Genomic DNA, 20424 nt, shown 5'->3' with positions numbered 1-20424 from the left:
TCCCGCCGGGAGGTCAGGAGGTGAAGACCGGCGAGTAGACGAAGGTGAAGTTCTTGTTGGACTGGTCGGCGAGGACGATGCCGTAGTTGTCCTTCACGCCCAGGGTGTTGTTCTGGTTCGACGCACCGGCGCCGGTCGCCGTCTGCTGGGTGGAGTTGTAGTTGCCGTCGACCGATCCGAAGATGTTGCCGCTGCCGAGGTTGGAGACCACGCTGCCGTTGGAGCCGTGGTCGGCAGCCGCACCGTTGTCGGCCGCCGCGGCGCCGGCCCCGGCGAGCAGCAGACCGGCTGCCAGCGGGACGGAAACGAGCAGGGCGGCCAAGTGAGTGGTGCGGGAGCGCGCCATGAAATTCCTCCGTGAAATCGTCGACCGTCAGCCCTCGGGCTGCGGACTGGTCAGCTGATATTCGGGATATTCGAATCCGGGTTCGCGGCCAAACGAACTCCGGGGGCTGCGACGCCGGGGACCAGACTTCCGCAACAAATCGACAAAGCACCAGCACCGAAGAGCCTTTTCGCCCATTAGCGTGATGCTGACGACTCGGCGCATAATCCGCGGACGGTCGGTTCGCTGACCGACGCACCGACACTGATCTGGCACTTCGCCCGGACGGCGGCGGCGCAACACCCTCCCGGCGGGCGCACGGGAGGGCCCCGTCCGGCGAGTCGCACGAGCCCCGGGGCGCGCGGAATTACCGCCCGCGCCCCGCTTCGGTTCGATGACCATCCATTGTCGACAATTCCCAATAGCGCAGGATTGTCAGATCATCCTTCCCCGACTAATCATCTTTCCCGAATCAGATCATCTTTCCCGGATTGAGAATTCCCAGCGGATCGAAGACCCCCTTGATCTGCCGCTGCAGCTCCAGCCCCACCGGCCCCAGCTCGCGTGCCAGCCACTCCCGCTTCAGCAGCCCGACGCCGTGCTCGCCGGTCACCGTGCCGCCGAGTTCCAGGCCCAGCGCCATGATGTCGTCGAAGGACTGCTTCGCCCGCTCCACCTGCTCGGCGTCCTGGGCATCGAAGATCACCACCGGGTGGGTGTTGCCGTCGCCGGCGTGCGAGACCACGCCGATGGTCAGCCGGTACCGGTCGGCGATCTCGGCCACCCCGTTCAGCATCGCGGCCAGCCGGGCCCGCGGCACCGCCACGTCGTCGATCATCGTGGTGCCCATCCGCTCCATCGCCGGCAGCGACAGGCGCCGTGCCTGGAGCAGCAGTTCGGACTCGGCCCGGTCCTCGGCCGGCACCACCTCGGTGGCTCCCGCGGCGGTGCACAGCTCCGCCACCGCAGCCAGCCGCTCGCGCTGGTCCGGCCCGTCGAAGGCGACCAGCAGCAACGCCCGGGTCGACTCCGGCAGTCCCATCTGCGCCATCTCGTTCACCGCCCGCACGGTGGTGGCGTCCATCAGCTCCATCAGCGACGGCGTGAACCCCGCCGCCATCACCTCGCACACCGCCTGCCCCGCGGCGTCCACCGAGTCGAACTCGGCGGCCAGCACCAACTGCGGGCCCGGCGCGGGCCGCAGCGCGACCACGGCCTCCACCACCACGCCCAGGGTCCCCTCCGACCCGACGAACAACCGCGTCAGGTCGTACCCGGCCACCCCCTTGGCGGTCCGCCGCCCGGTCCGCAGCAGCCGGCCGTCCGCCAGCACCACGTCGAGCCCGAGTACGTACTCGCTGGTCACGCCGTACTTCACGCAGCACAGGCCGCCCGCGCCGGTGCCGATGTTGCCGCCGATGGTGCACGACTCCCAGCTGGACGGGTCCGGCGGGTAGGACAGGCCCACCGCCTCGGCCGCACGCGACAGTTCGGCGTTCACCACGCCCGGCTGCACCACGGCGATCCGCTCCACCGGATCGAGCTCCAGGATCCGGTTCATCCGGGTCAGCGAGAGCAGGACGCACCCGTCCACCGCGTTGGCACCGCCCGACAGGCCCGTCCGCGCGCCCTGCGGCACCACCGGCACCCGCAGCTCGGTGGCCGTCCGCATGACGAACTGCACCTGCTCCACCGTCTCCGGGAACACCACCACCGCCGGATCCCCGGCCGCACAGAACCCGGCCATGTCCCGCGCGTACGCCGCCGTGACATCCCGATCCACCGCGACCGCCCCACCCGGCAGCCCCGCCGTCAGCCGCTCGACCAGATCACCCACGGCAACCCTCCACTCCCGCACACCACTCCACCGCCCGCACTCTCCTCCCCTCCCCCACCCCGGGCAAGCCCCGACCGCCGCTGCGCCGACCCCTGTCCCGCTGTCGGTCCCCTCGGGCACCCTGTTCCCATGCGCGCACCCCGTGTCCAGTGCCCCGCCTGCGAGCGCCCGGTCGCCCTGATGCCCACCCGCCGCACCGGCTACGGCGTCATCCACGACCACAAGCGCGACCGCCGCTCCCTCGTCCTCTGCGACGGCAGCATGCGCCAACTCCCCCTCACCGAAGCCACCCGCTGGCAGGACACCCTCCCCGGCCTCCCCGGCCAGGACCTCCCGCCGACCCTCTTCTGACGGTCCGCCACCTGACGCCCGGGGGCCTGGGGCTGTCCGAGTGGCAGATCGGCGCAGGATGGTGGCGAGCCGTCACACCGGACGGACCGCGCCGCATACTCCCTGGTGAACCACGTCGCAGCCCGGTCGTGCCCCAGGAGGAACCTCGTGCGGAATCCCACCCGACGGGCCGCCGTCATCGGCGCCTGCACCCTGCTGCTGATCGGCGCGACCGTGCTCCACGCGTCCGCCGACGTCGCCGCTTCCGCGCCCGGCACCGGCACCGCGGCCCTGAACGAGTACGCCTTCATCGTCGACTCCGATGATCCGCAGGGGTTCAACGGCAGCCTGGTGGTCCTGGACCGGCGGACGCAGCGCGTGGTCGAAACCGTCTCCACCGGGTTCGGCCAGCTCCCCAACGCGGTGGCGGTCCAGCGGGACGGCACCACGGCGTACGTCGCCAACTTCTACAGCAACAGCCTCTCCGTCGTCGACACGCGCGCCGCCGCGGTGACCGCCACCGTCGCCGTGGGAGAGCAGCCGGTCCAGGTGCTCGTCTCCCCGGACGGGCGCACCGTGTACGTCGTGAACAGCGGATCCCCGACCATCGCGGGCAGCATTATGGTCATCGACGCGGCCACCCTCCAGGTGGTCAGGACCCTCGCCATCGGCGCCAACCCCATCCGGATGGCGCTGGCCCCCGGCGGGCAGCAGGCGTACGTCGTGACCGACAACTCCGTCAGGCTGCTCGATCTCGGCACCGGCCAGACCCTGGCAACGCTCGACAGCCCCAACAGCGGCGGCCTCCTGATCAGCCTCACGCTCGCGCCCGACGGCCGACGCCTCTACGCCGTGGACGCCACCACGAACCAGGTCCTCGACATCGACGCCTGCTCGCTCACCCTCCTCCACGCACCGATCGGCCTCCCCGGGTTCGGCGTCGCCGGGAACGCCGCCGTCAGCCCCGACGGCTCCCTGCTCTACGTCACCGAGTCGGCCTCCACCGACGTGGCCGTCGTCGACACCGCCACCGACACCGCCCGCCCCGCCACGCTCACCGTCGGCCGCAACCCCACCAACGTCGCCTTCACCCCGGACGGAACCGCCGCCTACCTCACCAGCTCGCTCGACGACCCGAAGGGCCTCAGCATCATCGACCCCGCGAACACCCGGGTCACCTCCCAACTCAACGTGGGATCAGGCCCGTTCGACCTCGCGCTGGTGGACACCACGACCACCCTCTGACCGGAGGGCGACAACGCGTCAGGGCGGGTACCGGAATCCTCCGGTACCCGCCCTGAGCTGTGGTTTCATCCACCCTGGCGGAGGGTGTGGGATTTGAACCCACGGTGACGGGTCACGCCACGACAGTTTTCAAGACTGTTCCCTTAGGCCGCTCGGGCAACCCTCCTTGGCGGAGGCCAGCCTAACGGGTCGGGGCGGGTTCGGTGCACACCGTTTCGGGGTGGGGTGGGTCAGTTGTCGCCCTTGCGTTCGCCCAGGGTGACGGTGGTCTTGGCGGTCTTTCCGTCGCGGGTGTACTCGACGTCGACCTTCTCGCCGGGCTTGTGGGTCCAGATCTCGGAGACCAGGGTCGGGCCGCTGTCGATGGTGATGCCACCGAGCTTGGTGATCACGTCGCCGGGCTTGAGGCCGGCCTGGTCGGCGGGGCCGCCGGCGGTGACGGGGGCGGTGCCCTGGACGGCGGCGGTCTGGATCTGGGCGCCGTCGCCCTTGTAGTCGTCGTTGCGCAGGACGCCGAGGATCGCGTAGACGGGCGTGCCGTCCTTGATCAGGGTCTGGGCGACCCACTTGGCCTGGTTGATCGGGATGGCGAAGCCGAGTCCGATCGAGCCGGCCCGGCCGCTGCCGCTGGTGTTGGACTGGATGGCCGAGTTGATGCCGATCACCGCGCCGGAGCCGTTGAGCAGCGGGCCGCCGGAGTTGCCGGGGTTGATCGAGGCGTCGGTCTGCAGGGCGTTCATGTAGGACGCCTGGGCACCGGTCTCGTCGCCGGAGGCGACCGGGCGGTCCTTGGCGCTGATGATGCCGGTGGTGACGGTGCCTTCGAGGCCGTACGGGGCGCCGATCGCGATGGTGGCGTCGCCGATCGCGACCTTGTCGGAGTCGCCGAGCGGCAGCGGGACCAGCTTGCCGGTGGGCGGGTTGTCGAGGCGGATCACCGCGACGTCGTAGCCCTGGGCACGGCCGACCACGGACGCGGTGTACGAGGAGCCGTCGGAGAACTTGACGGTGAGCTTGCCGCCGTTGGCGGCGGGGGCGACCACGTGGTTGTTGGTCAGGATGTGGCCCTCGGTGTCGAAGACGAACCCGGTGCCGGTGCCGGACTCCGAGGAGCCCTGCGCCTTGATGGTGACGGTGGACGGCAGCGCCTTCGCGGCGATCCCGGCGACCGACTCCGGCGAGCGGTCGTTGGTCTTCTGGTTGTCGCCGACCGTGACGGTGGTGCTGGAGTGGCTGGCGCCGGTGTTGGAGCTGCCGCCGTCCTTGTCGGTGACGGCCGCGCCGACCAGCCCGCCGGCCAGGCCCGCCACCAGGGCGACGGCCGCGACCAGGGCGATCATCCCGCCGCGCTTCTTGCCCTTGCCGGGCTGCGGCGCACCCGCGCCCCACTCCGGACCCGGACCGCCGGGCACGCCCGCGTCGCCGCCGGACGGGTACGCCCAGCCGCCGACCGGCTGGCCGGCGCCGAACGGGTGGTGCGACTGCCCCTCGGCACCGCCCGGGACGCCCGCCGGAGAACCGGAACCCTCCGGTGCGGCAAACGGGTTGCCGGCGGCCACCGGCGCGACCTGCGGGGCATCCGCAGCAACCGGCGCGACCGGAGCTCCCGCAGGGCCTGTCCCCTCCGCCGGAACGGAGCCCTCGGCGGACCGAGCGAACGGGTTGGTCGGCGCGGCCGGCGAGCCGTACGGGTTCTGGAACGGCGCCGGACCGTCCACCACGGTCTCCGGCGCCTTCCCGAGCTGGATCGTGTCGTCGGCAGCCGGAGCAGCAGGCGCAGCCGGCAGCACCGGCGGCGGAGCGTCCAGGTAGGCGGGCGCGTCGCCCCGGTGATCGTGGCCGGGCGCGGGAGCGGAAGCTACCGCCTCGGTGCCGGTGGGCCGGGGCCCCTCCTCCGGCGGGGTGGTACCACTCGCGTGCTCGGTGCTCACGGACGACCTCCATCGCTGACAGAACTTCGGGCCGCGACCCGGTTCGGGACTTGGCACCACGGTCGCCGCGTCCTGGCGCGGCGACCTCGGAAGACAGTTTTTCCTATGCCGGATTCGGATGCCGTAAGCGGGCCCCTGAAGAATCCATGAGAAGCCTTAGGTCGCCCTGACATGCACACCCGGTACAGGTCCGCCGGCACCGGATCCCTCCGGGAAAGCCACCCCTGGCCTTGGCGTTCTCCCGCCCGGAGGCTAGCCTGTCGCTCCTGTAAACCGAAGACATCGCGGGAGCTTGGACCAACCAGGCTGAGAGTGCGCTGGATCGACCGTAGGCCATGGCGGTGACGCCGGGTCGGGTCGAGGGGGCGCTGACCGCCGGAACCTGTCCGGGTAATGCCGGCGTAGGGAGTATCGGCCATGACGGCTGTTCCGTCTGCCCCAATTTCCGATCTTGCGGCGTCCGCGCGGGCCGAGGCCCCGCTGACCCTCGACACCGCGCCTCCGCGCACCCTCGACTTCCGGGCGCTCTTCGCGCTCTGGGCGAACCTCGGGGTGAGCCTGATCGGCTTCACCAGTGCCGCCACGGTGCTCGGCGCGCAGGGCGAGGAGCTGGGCTTCTCGGCCGCGGCGACCGCGATCGTGGCGGGTACCGCGATCGGCACCGCGATGCTGGCGGTGGCGGCGCTGATCGGCGCCCGGACCGGCGCCCCGGCGATGGCGGTGCTGCGCGGCCTGTTCGGCACCCGGCTGTCGTACGTGCCGACGGTGCTGAACATCCTCCAGTGCGTCGGCTGGGGCGTGTACGAGCTGACGGTGATCGCCTGGGGCGCGCAGACGGTGGCGGGCACCGAGGGCTGGCGGTGGCTGTTCGTGCTGCTGGCCGGGGTGCTGACCACGGTGCTGACGATCTGGCCGCTGGGCGCGATCGCGGTGCTGCGCAAGTACGTGGCCGTCGCGGTGGGCGTGGCGATGGTGTACTTCACGGCGCAGTTCGCCCGGCACGGCTTCCCCGACCCGGGGGCGGGCAACTGGCACGGCTTCCTGAAGGCGACCGACGCGGTGATCGCGGTGTCGATCTCCTTCGTGCCGCTGGCCGCGGACTACACCCGGCATGCGCGCGGCTCGGCGAAGGCGTTCTGGGGGACGTTCTCCGGCTACACGGTGGCCCAGGTGTGGTGCTACCTGCTGGGCGTGGTGGCGCTGCTGCAGTCCGGCGGCGACCCGGAGAAGATCCTCGGCTCGTTCACCGGCGTGGCGGCGGGCTGGGCGTTCCTGCTGGTGCTGGTGCTGCGGGAGACCGACCAGTCCTTCGCCAACGTGTACTCGACCGCGATGTCGATCCACAACCTGCTGCCGAGGGTGGACCGGCGGGTGCTGACCGGCGGGATCGGCGTGCTGGTGACGCTGCTGGCGCTGCAGATCAAGGAGTTCACCGACTCCTACTACGCCTTCCTGGGCCTGATCGGCTCGGTCTTCGTGCCGCTGTTCGCGGTGCTGGCGGTGGACTACTTCCTCGGCGCGGGCCGGCGCGGCTGGAACCTGGCGCAGGACGCACCGTCCCGCTGGGTGATGCTGCTGCCGTGGGTGCTGGGCTTCGCGACCTACCAGTTCCTGGCGCCGACCGCGATCGCCGGCTGGTGGACGGACCTGTGGGCGAACGTCCAGCAGGCGGTGCACTTCACCCCGCAGGCGTGGAGCTCGGCCTCGCTGTTCTCCTTCCTGGTCGCGGCGCTGGCCACCGGCGCGGTGTCGGCGCTGGAGCGCCCGGTAGCGGCAAAGCAGGCGTAGGCGGAGCAGGCACAGCAGGCGTAGGCACACGGCAGGCGCAGGTAGAGCACGCGCAGGCCGAGCAGGCGTAGGGCCGACGGGTGTTCACCCGGTGGTCGCCGTGGCGGCGGCCGGGCGACATCCGGCCCCGCGTAGGGTGGTTGGCGTGAACGCCCAGCACAACGCCACCGCCGCCCTCGCCGCCCCGCTCGACCGCACGGCGGTCAAGGTCATCGCCCACCGGGGTTCCTCGGCGGCGCTGCCGGAGCACACCGAGGAGGCGTACCGGCGGGCGCTGGAGGAGGGCGCGGACGGGCTGGAGTGCGACGTCCGGCTGACCTCCGACGGGCAGTTGGTGTGCGTGCACGACCGCACGGTGGCGCGGACCTCGGACGGCCAGGGCGTGGTGTCGACGATGACGCTGGCCCAGCTGTCCGCGCTGGACTTCGGCTCGTGGAAGTCGCCCGCGGACCCGACGCCCAGTGGGATCCTCACGCTGGAGCGGCTGTTGGAGCTGGTCGCGGACTCGGGGCGGCGGGTGGAGCTGGCGATCGAGACCAAGCACCCGGTGCGCTACGCGGGCCGGGTGGAGGCCGAACTGCTGCGGATGCTGGACCGGTTCGGGCTGCTGCCGGCCACGCCGGAGGACTCGACGGTGCGGGTGATGAGCTTCTCCGAGCTCGCGCTGCACCGGGTCCGGCGGGCCGCGCCGGCGGTGCCGCGGGTGTACCTGTGGGAGCGCCGGCTGCCGGTGCTGGGACGGACCCGGGCGCTGCCGGGCGGCGCGGCGATCGCCGGTCCGGGCATCGACCTGGTGCGCCGCGACCCCGGTCTGGTGACGGCGCTGCGCCGGGCCGGCCACCCGGTGCACGTGTGGACGGTGGACCGCCCGGAGGACGTCGAACTCTGCCTGGAGCTGGGCGTGGAGGCGCTGATCACCAACCGCCCGGCCGAGGTACGGGCGCAGCTCGGCCGCTGAGCACCCCAGCGGAGCCGGACACCGGACGCACCGGTGGCCCGGATTGCGTGTCGGTAAATACCGAACGGGGTATTTCCCGACGCCCTTTCCTACGGGGGCGGCATGACAACGCAACGTGAGACGTAGCTCACCTTTCGCCCACCGTGCGTGGTGATGCCGTTAATGCCCCCACCGGATCGTCGAACGCCCGTTTCCGATGCATTAAGCGCGGGCATCCATCCCTCGGCAGATGCTGAAGGAGGTCCGGGGGTGGCGTTGATGGTGGCGCGAGCTGTGCCAGTTCAGGCCGGGTCGACCTCATCCGCGATGGCCGTTCCACATGGTCCGGCCAGCGTCTCGGTGGCGCGGCGAAGGCTGCGCAGCGATCTCGGCGACCGTTCGATACCTGATGCGGTGATTGACGACGCGGTGTTGATCCTCTCCGAACTGCTCAGCAATTCCTGTCGGCACGCCAGGCCGCTGGCCGCGGTGGATCACCGGGACGAGCCGGACGAGCCGGACGATCCCGCCGATGATCCGTCAGACGGCGGAACGGTGCTGGTGAGTTGGGAGATGCACGGGGACGGTCTGCTGACGCTGGAGGTGACCGACGGCGGGGCGACGACGCGTCCGCTGCCGGGCAGTCCGTCGGTGACGGCGCACGGCGGTCGGGGCCTGAGCATCGTCGGGAAGCTGGCCAGGGACTGGGGCGTGCGGCACGCACCCGGTCAGGTGACGGTGTGGGCGGAACTGCCCGCGTTCGGGCAGGTGGTGGGCGGCGGGCACCGGCGCAGCGCCTGAGCGGGAGGCCCGGGGCGAAGTAGGCTGCGCGGTGCAACGTCCGCCGTTCCCGGGAGAGCCGCACCATGGCCAAGAAGGCCGCGAAGAAGCAGCCCAGCCAGTCCACCGTCGTCGAGGGCGAGGTGCCGGTCGTCGGAGCGCGCGAGGCGTGCCCGTGCGGCTCGGGCCGCCGTTACAAGGCCTGCCACGGGCGTCAGGCCGCCCACGCGGTGCAGGAGTTGGTGCACCGCCCGTTCGAGGGGCTGCCGGGCGAGGCGGACTGGGTGGCGCTGCGCGAGCTGGTGCCGGCTGCCACGGTGCCGCTGACGCTGGCGGCGGGCGTGGCCGACGAGGCGGTCGGCGAGGTGCCGTCGGTGGTGCTGGCGACGGTGCTGCCGCTGGCCTGGCCGGCGCTGCGTCGCCCGGACGGCTCGATCCTGCTGGGCCTGCAGACCCAGTCGTCCTCCGGTGACCTGAGCCGTGACCTGGCGGACGCCCTGGAGCTGGCGCTGACCACCGAGCCGGGCTCCCCGGTGCCGGCCCGCCGGACCGTGCCGGGCGGCCGTCGCCTGCAGGAACTGCTGGACACCACCGCCGAGTTCACTCCGGCCGTGCACACCGGGTTCGAGTTCTGGCTGGAGGACGCCGACTCGGCGACCGGCGAGGTGGCGGCCTCGCTGGAGCGGGCCAACGCCTCGGCGATCCCGACCGAGAAGCTGGCGGGCGTGGACTCCGCGTACTGGTGCGGCACCCCGGACAAGAACCACCTGCGCTGGGTGATGACCGTCCCGGAGGAGCAGCTGCTGGACGCGCTGGCCCGGCTGTCGGCGGCGGGCGAGAGCTCGCTGGGCGAGGGCACCAAGCTGGTCGGCTCGTTCCGGGCGCACGGCCTGACCGTGCCGGTGTGGGACCTGCCGCTGGAGGTGACCGCCGCGGACGTGGAGAAGCCGGCCGCCGAGTTCGCCGCCCGCCTGGCCGAGGTGCTGGCCGCGCCGGCGCCGCTGACCGCGGAGGAGCGCCGGGCCCGGGCGAACCTGGTGAGCCGTCAGGTCACCCTGAACTGACCGGAAGTGAGCCGCGTCACAGGGGAATCTGACCCCGTCGAAATCCCAAGAGCCTTTCGGCGTGGACAAATTGGCGCGGAGCCGGATCTTTGTTACTGTTTGAACAGTCCGACCGCTGGTGCATCCCCCGTCGCCAGCGGTCGGGCTTTTTTCTGCCCGCTCAGCGGTGCGGCAGGGCGACCGCGCTGGCGGTGATCAGCCCGCCGAGCAGCGTCCCGACCTGCGGCAGCCACGGCTCGTCCTCGATCGGGCGGCGCACCCAGTGCACCGCGCCGGAGCCGGTCCGCGCGGGCGGCAGCACCAGGTAGCCGCCGGGCCCGTGGTAGCGCAGCACCCCCGGCACCCAGGGCCGTTCGGCGAGCAGCGCGCCGAGTTCGGGCAGCGTGTACGGGGCGGTGAGCAGCACGTAGCGGTTGGCGGTGCCGAGCACCGGACCGCAGGGGACGCCGATCTCGTCGAGGTGGCGCAGCAGCCACGGGCCGGCCGGGCGGGGCAGGCTGACGGCTCCGAGGGCGCGGCCGGTGGCGACCAGCACCGGGGCGCCGGGGGCGCGGCGCTCCCACCAGTAGCGGATCATCCGGACGTCGGTGGTGGCGGCTTCCAGCGACGGGTCGTCGGGGTGGGCGCCGGGCGTCGGGCAGGCCCGGTCGGCGCAGGAGCACGGTCCGGCGGCGCCGCGCAGCGCGCGGGCGCCGGGGACGACCGGCCAGCCGCGGCCGGTGGCGGCCTCCAGGGCGGCGCTCAGGGCGAGGGCCCGGACCCGCCGTCGCCCGGGCAGTAGCCGGGTCACCCGCTCGGACAACTGGCCTCGGCCGGTGGGGCGCATGGCGGCTCGTTCCTTTCCGCATCGGGTGAGCGAGGGCGGGGGAGGCGGCCGGCGGCGAACACCGGGCCCTGGAACGAGAATCCCCCATACGTCCGGATGGACGCGGGTCGGCGGGCCGTGGTTCCACCGTACGAGTGAGTGCGGTCCGGCCCGGGTGGCACCTCGGCGGCCTGCGCATACGATCCCTGGCACCGCCCGGCCCGCCCGCTCCTGGACATGCCCCGATCGGCCTGTGTACAAGTGGGGGAATCGTGCCGAGTAGTGAGTAAAGACATCGTTTCGGTCGGTCTGGGGGTCCTGCGTGACACGTTCCGGATTGTGGGGAGTTGCGACATGACCGACATCCAGCCGCTGATGTCCGAGCCGGCACTGGCCGAGCTCGGCGCGGTCGGGGCGCCGGCGGCCGGTCTGCAGGACCGTTTGGCCGGATGGCTGTCCGATTTCACCAATCTGCAGGAGCACCTGGAACTGCTGGCCCGGGCCGACGGGCTGGACGGGACGCTGGACGCGCTGCTCGACTCCGGCGCGGCGCTGCTCGGCGCGCGGCGCGGCCTGGTGGTCACGGTGCGGCCGGGGCCGGCCCGCACGCTGGCCCGACCGGTCGGGCTGGGTCTGGACCGGGCGATGCTCGGCGCGCTGGAGACCGTCCCGGTGGAGCACGGCCCGTTCGCCGGGCTGCTCAGCCAGGGCGCGGAGTCCGGGCGGCTGCTGATCGCCGACCTGGCCGCCGACCCGGCGGTCGAGCCGCGCTTCCGCGAGGTCGCCGCCCAGCTCGGCCTGGGCGCCTGCTACGCGCTGCCGCTGCGCACCGAGCGCGAGGGCGCGCTGGGCGCCGCGGTGTGGTTCTACGACGAGCCGGGCCGGCCGGACCAGCGCCGCCGTCATCTGGTGCGCCGCTTCTGCGAGTTCGCCGCGCCGCTACTGGCCAGGGAGCTGGCGGCGGACCGGGCGGTGCGGGCCACCGCGGCGCTGCGGCGTTCGCTGCTGCCGGACCACCTGCCGTCCCCGGCGGGGCTGCGGATCGCCGCCCGCTGCGTGCCCGCGGCGCTGGACCGGGCGGCGGGCAGCGACTGGTACGACGCGATCGCGCTGCCCGACGACACGCTGGGGCTGACCGTGGGCAGCGTGCTCGGCGGCGGTCCGGGTGCGGGACCGGGTGCGGGGGCGGGCGCGGCGGCCGCGATGGGCCGGGTGCGGGCGGCGCTGCGCGCCTACGCGGTGCTGGAGGGCGAGGACCCGGTCTCCGTCCTCGGCGACCTGGAGCTGCTGCTGAAGACCACCGAGCCGACCCGGTCGGCGACCGCTGTGTACGCCTGCGTCGACCCGGTGGAGCGGCGGATCTCGCTGGCCGGGGCGGCGAACTGCCCGCCGGTGCTGCTCACCCGGTTCGGCGCCAACTTCGTGGAGACCTCGTTGTCCGCGCCGCTGGGCATGCTGAGCTGTTGGGAGGCGCCCGGGGTGGAGCTGACCGCGGAGCGCGGCGACCTGCTGGTGCTGTACACCGAGGGCCTGGCCCGCCGGTTCGGGCCGACGCTGCACGCCGGGCAGGCGGCGCTGCGCCGGGCCGCCGCGGACGCGCCGCGGGACGTCCGGCTCGACCCGGAGCGGTTGTGCACGCACCTGTTGGTGGAGGCGGGCGGCGAGGAGCCGGGCGAGGACGACCTGGTGCTGCTGGTCGTCCGCTTCGAGTAGCACCCCACCAGGGGTCGAACGGCCTTTCTCCACTCGAACAGCCCTACGTACGATGGGGGCGACGTCCGCCCCTCGTGTCCCGCGATCCGGGACGAGTGGGGCGGCACTACGCGCAAGGAGGCGACGTACGTGACCGAGGACCGCAGCCCGGCGGTGTCCGAGAACCCCGAGGGGTCCGCCGACGGCGAGGAGGAGAAGCCGATCAAGAGCCGCAAGAACGGCCTGTACGGCGAGATCTCCGACGAGCTCGCCGCGTCGATGCGCTCCGGCTGGGCCGACACCGAGCTGCACGGCCTGCAGCCGGTCGCGCAGGCCCCCTACGCGGCCGAGCGGCGCGCCAAGCTGTCCGCCGCCTTCCCGGGCGAGCGCCTGGTGGTCCCGGCGGGCAACCTGCGGGTGCGCGCCAACGACACCGAGTACACCTTCCGCGCCGCCACCGAGTTCGTGCACCTGACCGGCAACCAGACCGAGGACGCCCTGCTGGTGGCCGAGCCGGTCGACGGCGGCCACGAGTTCGCGCTCTACCTGCTGCCCCGCTCGGACCGCGAGAACGGCGAGTTCTGGCTCAGCGGCCAGGGCGAGCTGTGGGTCGGCCGCCGGCACTCGCTCACCGAGGCCGGCGAGCTCTACGGCCTGCCCGTCCGCGACGTCCGCAAGGCCGCCGAGGAGCTGGCCGCGCAGAGCGTCCCGACCCGGATCGTGCGCGGCTACGACGCCGCGCTGGAGGCCGCCCTGGCCGAGCAGCTCGACTCCGAGAAGGACGACGAGCTGAAGGTCTTCCTGTCCGGGCTGCGCCTGGTCAAGGACGCGTGGGAGATCGGCGAGCTGCGCGCCGCCTGCGACTCCACCGTCAACGGCTTCACCGACGTGGTGCGCGAGCTCGGCCAGGCCGTCGCCACCTCGGAGCGCTGGATCGAGGGCACCTTCTGGCGCCGCGCCCGGGTCGAGGGCAACGACGTCGGCTACGGCTCCATCTGCGCGGCCGGCCCGCACGCCACCACCCTGCACTGGGTGCGCAACGACGGCGACGTCCGCCCGGGCGAGCTGCTGCTGCTGGACGCCGGCGTGGAGACCCACACCCTCTACACCGCCGACGTCACCCGCACCCTGCCGATCAACGGCCGGTTCACCCCGCTCCAGCGCCGGATCTACGACGCGGTGTACGACGCCCAGGAGGCCGGCATCGCCGCGGTCAAGCCGGGCGGCCGGTTCCGCGACTTCCACGACGCCGCGCAGCGGGTGCTCGCCGAGCGCCTGCTGGAGTGGGGCCTGCTCGACGCCTCGGTCTACGACGTGGAGAAGGTGCTGGAGCTCGGCCTGCAGCGCCGCTGGACCCTGCACGGCACCGGCCACATGCTCGGCCTCGACGTGCACGACTGCGCGCACGCCCGCCGCGAGGACTACGTCGACTCGCTGCTGGAGCCCGGCGTGGTGCTGACCGTGGAGCCCGGCCTGTACTTCCAGGCCGACGACCTGACCGTCCCCGAGGAGTACCGCGGCATCGGCGTGCGGATCGAGGACGACATCCTGGTCACCGCCGACGGCAACGAGAACCTGTCGGCGGGCCTGCCCCGGCAGGCCGACGAGGTCGAGGCGTGGATGGCCTCCCTCACCGCCTGACCCGGCGTCACGCCCGCTGCCCCCGGCCGGAGTTCCGGCCGGGGGCGGCGGCGTGTCAGGAGGCCGTCAGGTCGGTGATCCGCTCGCCGACGTACCGGACGCCGTTCGGCGCCCGGGGGTCGGCCACCCCGGCCCGCGGCGTCACCACCACCGCCGGGTGCTGGCCGGCCGGCACCGCGAACGCCAGCCGGAAGGTCACCGTGCGGCTGGCGCCGGGGGCGAGCGCGAAGGCCGCGGCGGCGCTGGCGGGGTCGCCGTGGGAGGAGTCGGCGGGCAGCCGGGTCCAGGTCGACCCGTCCAGCCGCTCCGCGGTCACCGCGCCCTGCGCCGTGCCGGCCGCGACCAGCAGCTCCGGCCGGACGGCGCGGTAGTCGGTCGGGCTGTAGTTGGTGTAGGTGACGGTGAAGGTCTGCGGGGCGGTGCCGCCCTTGGTGTCGAGCGCGGCCGGCAGGTCGGTGGTGACCTTGACGTCCCGGGCGCCGGCGATGCCTCCGCTCCGGGCGCTGACGTCGAGGCTCTGCGCCAGCGCGGCCAGGTCGTCCTGGTAGTCGGCCTTCATCCCGGCGGCGACCAGGTAGACCATCTCCCCCGGGAAGCCCCACACCTTGAGGTCCACGGCCGAGCCGTCGCCGCAGTCGACGTGCCAGCCGACCTGCTCGGCGTACCGGCTGCCGAGCTTGACCACCGAGCGCTGCGGCGCCTGCTGCTGCTTGGCGCGGGCCGCCGCGGGCATCGGGTGCGGGTTGCCCCAGACCGGGCAGGCCGGCAGCTGCTGCCAGCCGGCCGCCGACTCCAGGGCCTGCTCGTTCGGCCAGTCCACGGCGCCCTGACCGCCGGCGCCCAGGACGACCAGCCGCACGCCGTACGGCAGGCAGTCGCCGACCGGCTTGCCGGAGCCGCCGGGGCTCAGCACGCACAGCGAGTTGACCGGGCTCTGGTCCGGCACGCTCCAGCCGGTCGGCAGGGTGAAGCCGACGTCCTTGAAGACCCGGTGCGAGCCGAGCGGCGGGGCACCGCTCCCCGGCTCGACCGCGTCCGCGGAGTCCTCCGTCGAGGCGTCGGCGGCGGCGCCGACGTCCGGGGCGGGGGTCGGTGCGGCCTCGGACGCGCTCGGGCTGGGCGACGCGGTGACGCCGGCGACCGGACCGGTGTCGTGCTCGGCCGCCGGGCGGGCGCTGTCGGCGCTCAGGTAGGCGGTCAGCGAGGCCGCCAGGGCGAGCAGCGGGGCGACGACCAGCACCACCGGGCGCAGGTGCCGGGGGCGGCGGCGCAGCGGCGGCATCGGGCGCAGGTGCTGCGGGGTGACCTGCTCGGCCCGGGCGGCGAGCGCCGCGCGCAGGAGTTGCTCGACCGGGCGCTCGGCCTTGTGGTCCTCGCTCATCAGGCCTTCTCCAGGTGCTTCTCCAGGGCGTCCAGGGCCCGGCTGGCGGTCGACTTCACGGTGCCCCGGGACAGCCCGAGGGTCTCGGCGATCTGTGCCTCGGACAGGTCCGACCAGTAGCGCAGCACCAGCACCTCGCGTTGCCGCCGGGTCAGTTCGCCGAGGGCGGCGAGGACCCGGCGGTGCTCGTCGCCGAGCACCGCGCGGTCCTCGGCGGAGGGCTCGTCGGCCTCGTGCGGGGGGACGTAGGCGCGGGCGGTGCGGCGGCGGCGCAGCACCGAGCGGGCGCCGTTGACCACCGAGGTGCGCAGGTAGCCGAGGGCGTTGTCCAGGTCGTCCAGCCGGTCGCCGTACTTGCGGTACAGCTCGGTGAAGGCGTCCTGGACGACGTCCTCGGCGATGTCGTGGTGGTCCACCAGCAGGACCGCCAGCCGGACGAGTTGCAGCCGGTGGGCGTGGTACAGGCCGGTTAGGGTGGGTCGTTCGCCGTCGGCGGCGCGGCCGCCGGCCAGCACGCGCAGTCCGGGTCCGGCGGGTGCGGCCGGTTCCGGTTCGGGCGCGGTGTCGCGCACGCCGAGCAGCGCGGTCATGACGCCCCGGAACAGGCCGCGCGCCAGGCGGGCCGCCGGTGGCGTGATCGCCATCGCCATCGTGGTCTTCCGTCCCCCCTGGGGGCGGCGGGACGCTCCTTCCCGCCGCCGGTTCGGTGTTGGTGACGCAGGATCAGGCGGCGCGGTTCGGGGTGATCGCACCCCGCACCCGCCGCCCGGGTGGAACCGACTCACCGCGACCGGCTGCAGGTCCCGGCAGGTCCGGACGGACCGTCAGACGGTCCGGCGCCGGTGACGCCGGCCCCAGCCGGAGCGGAGCATGACGACATTCTTCGCAAAACGGGTATCGGTGGACGCGGCCATCGCAGGTTCCCCCTAGGAGTGGAATCGGTGGAGTCGAGGCCAGGGCCGGGAGCGGGTTCTCCCCGAGTCCGCTCCGCCGGCTCTCACCCGGATAGACGTCCATCCTCCCGGGGGGTTGCGAGTCAGTTCCAAGCATTTTTCGCGGACCGCCGGAGCTACACTCACCGCGAACCGCGCACCACCTTCTGGCCGCATCTGGAGCACCGCATGGCCGCGCCCGTGTCCGTCGTCATCGGCAGCCGCCCGGCGCCCGTGCACACCGTCGCGCTGTACGCCTTCGCGGGCATGGCCCCGTTCGAACTCGGCGTGGTGGTCGAGGTGTTCGCGCTCGCCCGGCCCGAGCTGGCCGGGCTGCTGGCGGCGCCCTGGTACGACGTCAAGGTCTGCGCGGAGCGGCCCGGGCACCCGCTGGAGGCGGTCGGCGGCTTCTCGCTGACGCCCCGTCACGGCCTGGACGAGCTGGCCGCCGCGGACACCGTGGTGGTCGCCGGCGTGCCCGACCCGTACCGCGGGGCGCCCGACCCGCTGGTGGCGGCGCTGCGCACCGCGTACCGGCGGGGTGCGCGGATCGTCTCGATCTGCTCGGGCGCCTTCGCACTGGCCGCCGCCGGACTGCTGGACGGCCGGCCCGCCACCACCCACTGGCGGTACGCCGAGCTGCTGCGCAGCCGCCACCCGGCGGTGCTGGTCGACCCGGACGTGCTGTACGTGGACGACGGCCAGGTGCTGACCAGTGCGGGCAGCGCCGCCGGGATCGACCTGTGCCTGCACCTGGTGCGGCTCGACCACGGCGCGAAGGTGGCCAACACGGTGGCCCGCCGCTTCGTGGTGCCGCCGCACCGGGACGGCGGGCAGGCGCAGTTCATCGAGGCGGCGGTCCGTCCGGTGGCCGAGCCGGAGGACGGGGTGGCCCGTTCGATGCGCTGGGCGCTGGAGCACCTGGCCCGGCCGCTGACCGTGCCGCTGCTGGCCCGGGCGGCGGGCATGTCGGACCGCTCCTACCTGCGGCACTTCACCGCCCGCAACGGCGTCAGCCCGATGCGCTGGGTGGCCACCCAGCGCATCGCGGCCAGCCTGCCGCTGCTCGAGTCGGCGGAGGGCAGCGTCGAGGAGATCGCCGCGGCGGTCGGCTTCGAGTCCGCGGCGACCTTCCGGCACCACTTCGGGCGCACCATGCGCACCTCGCCGACCGCCTACCGGCGCACCTTCGGCGACTCCGCCGCCTGAGCGGCGTCCCGAGCCGCCGTCGGTTCACCCGTCAGGACTGCTCGTGGCGGTCCGCGTTGGCGTGGATCGCGTCGCGCAGCCACGCGGCGAGGCCCGGGGCGAGCTTCTCGTAGGTGGCGGTGAACCGCGGGTCGGCGACGTACATGTCGCCGAGGCAGCGGTGCATCGGGTGCGCGCACTCGTAGAAGTTCAGGCCGATGTGCTGCCGGTGCCGTTCGGCGGCGTCCATCGCCTCCGGGCTGTCGGCGGCCGCGCCGGCGGTGAACGCCGCCACCAGGGCGTCGTTGATGCCGTCGGCCTCCTGCTTGATCCGCTCCCAGTCCGCCTTGGTGTAGCGGCTGGTCTTCTGCCGGGACTGCTCCCAGGCGGCGGTGTCGCCCCAGCGCTGCTCGGCCTCGTCCTCCCAGCTCTCCTGGTAGTCCTCGCCGAACACCTCGAACTTCTCCTCCGGGGTCAGCTGAATGCCCATGGTCCTTGCCTCCATCGCTCGTTCGACCGCCGCGGCGAGTTCCTCGAGTTTCCTGATCCGGCCGCCGATCAGTTCGCGCTGCCGGCGCAGGTGCTCGCTCGGGCTGACCGAGCGGTCGTCCAGGATCGCCGCGATCTCCTCCAGCGGGAAGCCGAGTTCGCGATAGAACAGGATCTGCTGCAGCCGGTCGACCTCCGTGTCGTTGTAGCGCCGGTAGCCGGCCGGGGTGCGGCCGCCGGGTGACAGCAGCCCGATCTCGTCGTAGTGGTGCAGGGTGCGCACGGTCACCTTGGCGAGGGTGGCGAGCTGTCCCACCGTGTATCCGCTCATCGCGTTCCTCCTCTCCCGTCGACCTGAAGCCTGCGGCCTCACGTCGCGTGAGGGTCAAGCCGGATCCGTGTGCTCCTCCGAGCGGACCCGCCCGGGCGGGCCGGAGCTTGGGCCTACCCGCCAATTGTCCGCCGCCGGGCCGGGCCCCGAGCATGGCCGCATGTCGACGAACTCCCTGGCCGGGCGGCTGACCGCCGAGGCGGTGGGCACCGCCGTGCTGGCCGCGACCGCCGTGGGTGCGGGCCTGAAGGCCGTGTCCGGCCCGGCGGGCGGCGTGGGCGCCGTGGCCGGGACGCTCGCGCCGGCGGCGGCGCTGGCCGTGCTGATCGCCCTGTTCGCGCCGGTCTCCGGCGGCCACCTCAACCCGCTGGTCACCGCCGCCGCCTGGTGGCCGGCCCGCCGCGAGCCCGGCGCCGGCCGGACCGCGGCCGGCTATGCGGCGGCCCAACTGCTGGGCGCGGCAGGCGGGGTGGCACTGGCGGCAGCGATGTTCGGACGGCTGCCCGCGGTGTCGGCGGTGCACCGGGACGGGCCGCGCCAGTGGCTCGGCGAGGCGGTGGCCACCGGGGTGCTGATCCTGCTGGTGGCCGCCCTGGTGCGCGGCGGACGGGTCGCGCTGGCCCCGCTCGCGGTCGGCGGCTGGGTGGTCGCGGCCGGCTGGGCGGTGCCCTCGGGCGGCTTCGCCAACCCGGCGCTCACCCTGGCCCGCGCCGTGGCCGCCGATCCGGCCGGCATCGCCCCGCATTCGCTGCCGGGCTTCCTGATCGCCCAACTGGTGGGCGCGGCGGCCGGGTTGGCGCTGGCCACCGCGCTGTTCCAGGCCGCGCCCGGGGTGTGAGGCGGCGTCAGTCCGCGACGCCGCGCTCCGCGATCACCTTCTCGATCCGCACCCGGACCAGCAGCTCGCCGGGCACCCCGTTGCGGGCCGCGTACTCCTCGGCGCGGTCCTCGCCCATGTACCGGGCGGCGATCCGGCCCGCCCACGCGCGCACCTCGGCGAGTTCCTCGCTGATCTCGGCCCGGCCCTCCACGAGCGCGTAGGCGAACGGCGGCCGGTCGTCGTCCACGCAGAGCATCACCCGCCCGTCGCGGGCCAGCGTGCGGCCCTTGACGGTGTCCTTGCCGGTGTTGAACACCAGCTCGTCGCCGTCCAGCAGGAACCAGATCGGCGCGACGTGCGGGCGCCCGTCGGCGCGGGTGGTGGCGAGTTTTCCGGTGCGGGTGCCGTGCGCGAGGAACTCGCGCCACTCGGGTTCGGTCATCCTGGGCATGGCGTCATCCTGCCAGGGCGGCCGGTCCGGTCATTCGGATTCGCCGTAACGCACCAGGTAGTCGGCGAAACGGCCCAGGTCCTCGTCGTCCCAGGAGACGAACCGGTCGGTGAAGGCCCGCCGCCGCTGCTCGTACGCCTCGGCGAGCAGCTGCTCGCCCGCGTCGGTCAGGTGCAGCAGCTGTCCGCGCTGGTCGTCCGGGTCGGCCTCGCGCTTGACCAGGCCCAGCCGCTCCAGTGCGCCGACCTGCCGGCTGACGGTGGACTTGTCGAGCATGAAGTGCGCCGCCAGATCCGCCGCCCGGCAGGAACCGCGCTCCTTGACCAGGTCGAGCATGCTGTACGTGACCAGCGAGAGGTCGGGGTGCAGCTGGGCTGCCTTGTGGCGGGCCCGGCGGGCGAACGCGGTCAGCTCGCGCTGGATGGTCTCCAGCGCGACGTCGCGGTCGGGCATGGCG

The 20424-nt window shown here is 73.4% G+C and carries 19 protein-coding genes, 1 tRNA gene and 1 riboswitch; of the genes, 10 read left to right on the top strand and 10 right to left on the bottom strand.

Annotated elements, in window-relative coordinates:
* Positions 1-13: 13 nt before the first annotated feature.
* Positions 14-346 carry a hypothetical protein gene (locus AB0K51_RS23820; protein WP_363458787.1) on the bottom strand — a complete coding sequence of 111 codons (333 nt, stop codon included), beginning with the start codon at positions 344-346 and terminating at the stop codon, positions 14-16.
* 451 nt (positions 347-797) lie between these two features.
* The gene (locus tag AB0K51_RS23815; protein ID WP_363458785.1) at positions 798-2162 is read right to left on the bottom strand and encodes an FAD-linked oxidase C-terminal domain-containing protein; all 1365 of its coding nucleotides are present in this window, start codon (positions 2160-2162) and stop codon (positions 798-800) included.
* Between the two features lie 129 nt (positions 2163-2291).
* Between AB0K51_RS23815 and AB0K51_RS23810 the strand changes: the two genes are divergently transcribed.
* Positions 2292-2513: a hypothetical protein gene (locus tag AB0K51_RS23810; RefSeq protein ID WP_363458783.1), complete on the top strand. Its 222-nt coding sequence runs from the start codon at positions 2292-2294 to the stop codon at positions 2511-2513.
* A 147-nt stretch (positions 2514-2660) separates the two neighbouring features.
* Positions 2661-3737, top strand: a complete 1077-nt coding sequence (locus AB0K51_RS23805) for a hypothetical protein (RefSeq protein ID WP_363458781.1) — start codon at positions 2661-2663, stop codon at positions 3735-3737.
* 75 nt (positions 3738-3812) lie between these two features.
* Here the strand turns inward: AB0K51_RS23805 and AB0K51_RS23800 are convergent.
* Together AB0K51_RS23800 and AB0K51_RS23795 are read right to left on the bottom strand one after the other, a co-directional pair.
* A tRNA-Ser gene (locus AB0K51_RS23800) sits at positions 3813-3903 on the bottom strand.
* Positions 3904-3967: 64 nt separating this feature from the next.
* Entirely contained in the window at positions 3968-5668 is a 1701-nt protein-coding gene (locus AB0K51_RS23795; RefSeq protein ID WP_363458779.1) for a trypsin-like peptidase domain-containing protein, read from the bottom strand.
* Between the two features lie 274 nt (positions 5669-5942).
* A riboswitch (TPP riboswitch) is annotated at positions 5943-6094 on the top strand.
* On the opposite strand from AB0K51_RS23795, the gene AB0K51_RS23790 reads away from it, so the two are divergent.
* From AB0K51_RS23790 to AB0K51_RS23775, 4 genes are all read left to right on the top strand, one after another.
* Complete coding sequence (locus tag AB0K51_RS23790) at positions 6086-7456, top strand: cytosine permease (RefSeq protein ID WP_363458777.1); 1371 nt, start codon at positions 6086-6088, stop codon at positions 7454-7456. Its footprint overlaps the riboswitch before it by 9 nt.
* A 145-nt stretch (positions 7457-7601) precedes the next feature.
* Positions 7602-8414, top strand: coding sequence for a glycerophosphodiester phosphodiesterase (locus AB0K51_RS23785; protein WP_363458775.1), 813 nt, complete (start codon positions 7602-7604; stop codon positions 8412-8414).
* A gap of 258 nt (positions 8415-8672) precedes the next feature.
* On the top strand, positions 8673-9194 hold the full coding sequence (locus AB0K51_RS23780) for an ATP-binding protein (RefSeq protein ID WP_363458801.1): 522 nt from the start codon (positions 8673-8675) through the stop codon (positions 9192-9194).
* Positions 9195-9259: 65 nt separating this feature from the next.
* Positions 9260-10237 carry a DUF5926 family protein gene (locus AB0K51_RS23775; protein WP_363458773.1) on the top strand — a complete coding sequence of 326 codons (978 nt, stop codon included), beginning with the start codon at positions 9260-9262 and terminating at the stop codon, positions 10235-10237.
* Between the two features lie 160 nt (positions 10238-10397).
* Here the strand turns inward: AB0K51_RS23775 and AB0K51_RS23770 are convergent, their stop codons facing one another.
* Positions 10398-11063: a bifunctional DNA primase/polymerase gene (locus tag AB0K51_RS23770; RefSeq protein WP_363458772.1), complete on the bottom strand. Its 666-nt coding sequence runs from the start codon at positions 11061-11063 to the stop codon at positions 10398-10400.
* 333 nt (positions 11064-11396) lie between these two features.
* On the opposite strand from AB0K51_RS23770, the gene AB0K51_RS23765 reads away from it, so the two are divergent.
* Together AB0K51_RS23765 and AB0K51_RS23760 are read left to right on the top strand one after the other, a co-directional pair.
* Entirely contained in the window at positions 11397-12755 is a 1359-nt protein-coding gene (locus AB0K51_RS23765; protein WP_363458771.1) for a PP2C family protein-serine/threonine phosphatase, read from the top strand.
* Positions 12756-12884: 129 nt separating this feature from the next.
* Positions 12885-14375: an aminopeptidase P family protein gene (locus tag AB0K51_RS23760; protein ID WP_363458769.1), complete on the top strand. Its 1491-nt coding sequence runs from the start codon at positions 12885-12887 to the stop codon at positions 14373-14375.
* 55 nt (positions 14376-14430) lie between these two features.
* On the opposite strand, the gene AB0K51_RS23755 is transcribed toward AB0K51_RS23760, so the two are convergent.
* Both AB0K51_RS23755 and AB0K51_RS23750 read right to left on the bottom strand, forming a co-directional pair.
* Positions 14431-15756, bottom strand: a complete 1326-nt coding sequence (locus AB0K51_RS23755) for a hypothetical protein (protein ID WP_363458767.1) — start codon at positions 15754-15756, stop codon at positions 14431-14433.
* Positions 15756-16400, bottom strand: a complete 645-nt coding sequence (locus AB0K51_RS23750; RefSeq protein WP_363458765.1) for a SigE family RNA polymerase sigma factor — start codon at positions 16398-16400, stop codon at positions 15756-15758. The genes AB0K51_RS23755 and AB0K51_RS23750 overlap by 1 nt, the downstream gene beginning before the upstream one ends.
* 477 nt (positions 16401-16877) lie before the next feature.
* Here AB0K51_RS23750 and AB0K51_RS23745 point away from each other — a divergent pair, with 477 nt between their 5' ends.
* Positions 16878-17897, top strand: coding sequence for a helix-turn-helix domain-containing protein (locus AB0K51_RS23745; RefSeq protein WP_363458763.1), 1020 nt, complete (start codon positions 16878-16880; stop codon positions 17895-17897).
* A gap of 31 nt (positions 17898-17928) precedes the next feature.
* On the opposite strand, the gene AB0K51_RS23740 is transcribed toward AB0K51_RS23745, so the two are convergent.
* Positions 17929-18696 (bottom strand): MerR family transcriptional regulator, encoded by a 768-nt coding sequence (locus AB0K51_RS23740; RefSeq protein WP_363458761.1) that lies wholly within the window; start codon positions 18694-18696, stop codon positions 17929-17931.
* 160 nt (positions 18697-18856) lie between these two features.
* On the opposite strand from AB0K51_RS23740, the gene AB0K51_RS23735 reads away from it, so the two are divergent.
* Positions 18857-19534 (top strand): aquaporin, encoded by a 678-nt coding sequence (locus AB0K51_RS23735; protein ID WP_363458759.1) that lies wholly within the window; start codon positions 18857-18859, stop codon positions 19532-19534.
* Between the two features lie 7 nt (positions 19535-19541).
* On the opposite strand, the gene AB0K51_RS23730 is transcribed toward AB0K51_RS23735, so the two are convergent.
* Together AB0K51_RS23730 and AB0K51_RS23725 are read right to left on the bottom strand one after the other, a co-directional pair.
* Positions 19542-19967, bottom strand: a complete 426-nt coding sequence (locus AB0K51_RS23730) for a PPOX class F420-dependent oxidoreductase (protein WP_363458757.1) — start codon at positions 19965-19967, stop codon at positions 19542-19544.
* 30 nt (positions 19968-19997) lie between these two features.
* The gene (locus tag AB0K51_RS23725) at positions 19998-20420 is read right to left on the bottom strand and encodes a MarR family transcriptional regulator (protein WP_363458755.1); all 423 of its coding nucleotides are present in this window, start codon (positions 20418-20420) and stop codon (positions 19998-20000) included.
* Positions 20421-20424 lie beyond the last annotated feature (4 nt).

The organism is Kitasatospora sp. NPDC049285 (assembly GCF_040678815.1).
Classification (GTDB): Bacteria; Actinomycetota; Actinomycetes; order Streptomycetales; family Streptomycetaceae; genus Kitasatospora.
The sequence above is the reverse complement of the archived record's forward strand: the minus strand, read 5'-3'. Positions and strand labels throughout refer to the sequence as shown.

Excerpts from the sequence above, each read along its gene's own strand:
- AB0K51_RS23820 (WP_363458787.1), bottom strand. The coding sequence starts at position 346 with ATGGCGCGCTCCCGCACCACTCACTTGGCCGCCCTGCTCGTTTCCGTC.
- AB0K51_RS23810 (WP_363458783.1), top strand. The coding sequence starts at position 2,292 with ATGCGCGCACCCCGTGTCCAGTGCCCCGCCTGCGAGCGCCCGGTCGCC.
- AB0K51_RS23790 (WP_363458777.1), top strand. The coding sequence starts at position 6,086 with ATGACGGCTGTTCCGTCTGCCCCAATTTCCGATCTTGCGGCGTCCGCG.
- AB0K51_RS23780 (WP_363458801.1), top strand. The coding sequence starts at position 8,673 with ATGGTGGCGCGAGCTGTGCCAGTTCAGGCCGGGTCGACCTCATCCGCG.
- AB0K51_RS23775 (WP_363458773.1), top strand. The coding sequence starts at position 9,260 with ATGGCCAAGAAGGCCGCGAAGAAGCAGCCCAGCCAGTCCACCGTCGTC.
- AB0K51_RS23770 (WP_363458772.1), bottom strand. The coding sequence starts at position 11,063 with ATGCGCCCCACCGGCCGAGGCCAGTTGTCCGAGCGGGTGACCCGGCTA.
- AB0K51_RS23765 (WP_363458771.1), top strand. The coding sequence starts at position 11,397 with ATGACCGACATCCAGCCGCTGATGTCCGAGCCGGCACTGGCCGAGCTC.
- AB0K51_RS23755 (WP_363458767.1), bottom strand. The coding sequence starts at position 15,756 with ATGAGCGAGGACCACAAGGCCGAGCGCCCGGTCGAGCAACTCCTGCGC.
- AB0K51_RS23750 (WP_363458765.1), bottom strand. The coding sequence starts at position 16,400 with ATGGCGATCACGCCACCGGCGGCCCGCCTGGCGCGCGGCCTGTTCCGG.
- AB0K51_RS23745 (WP_363458763.1), top strand. The coding sequence starts at position 16,878 with ATGGCCGCGCCCGTGTCCGTCGTCATCGGCAGCCGCCCGGCGCCCGTG.
- AB0K51_RS23740 (WP_363458761.1), bottom strand. The coding sequence starts at position 18,696 with ATGAGCGGATACACGGTGGGACAGCTCGCCACCCTCGCCAAGGTGACC.
- AB0K51_RS23735 (WP_363458759.1), top strand. The coding sequence starts at position 18,857 with ATGTCGACGAACTCCCTGGCCGGGCGGCTGACCGCCGAGGCGGTGGGC.
- AB0K51_RS23730 (WP_363458757.1), bottom strand. The coding sequence starts at position 19,967 with ATGCCCAGGATGACCGAACCCGAGTGGCGCGAGTTCCTCGCGCACGGC.
- AB0K51_RS23725 (WP_363458755.1), bottom strand. The coding sequence starts at position 20,420 with ATGCCCGACCGCGACGTCGCGCTGGAGACCATCCAGCGCGAGCTGACC.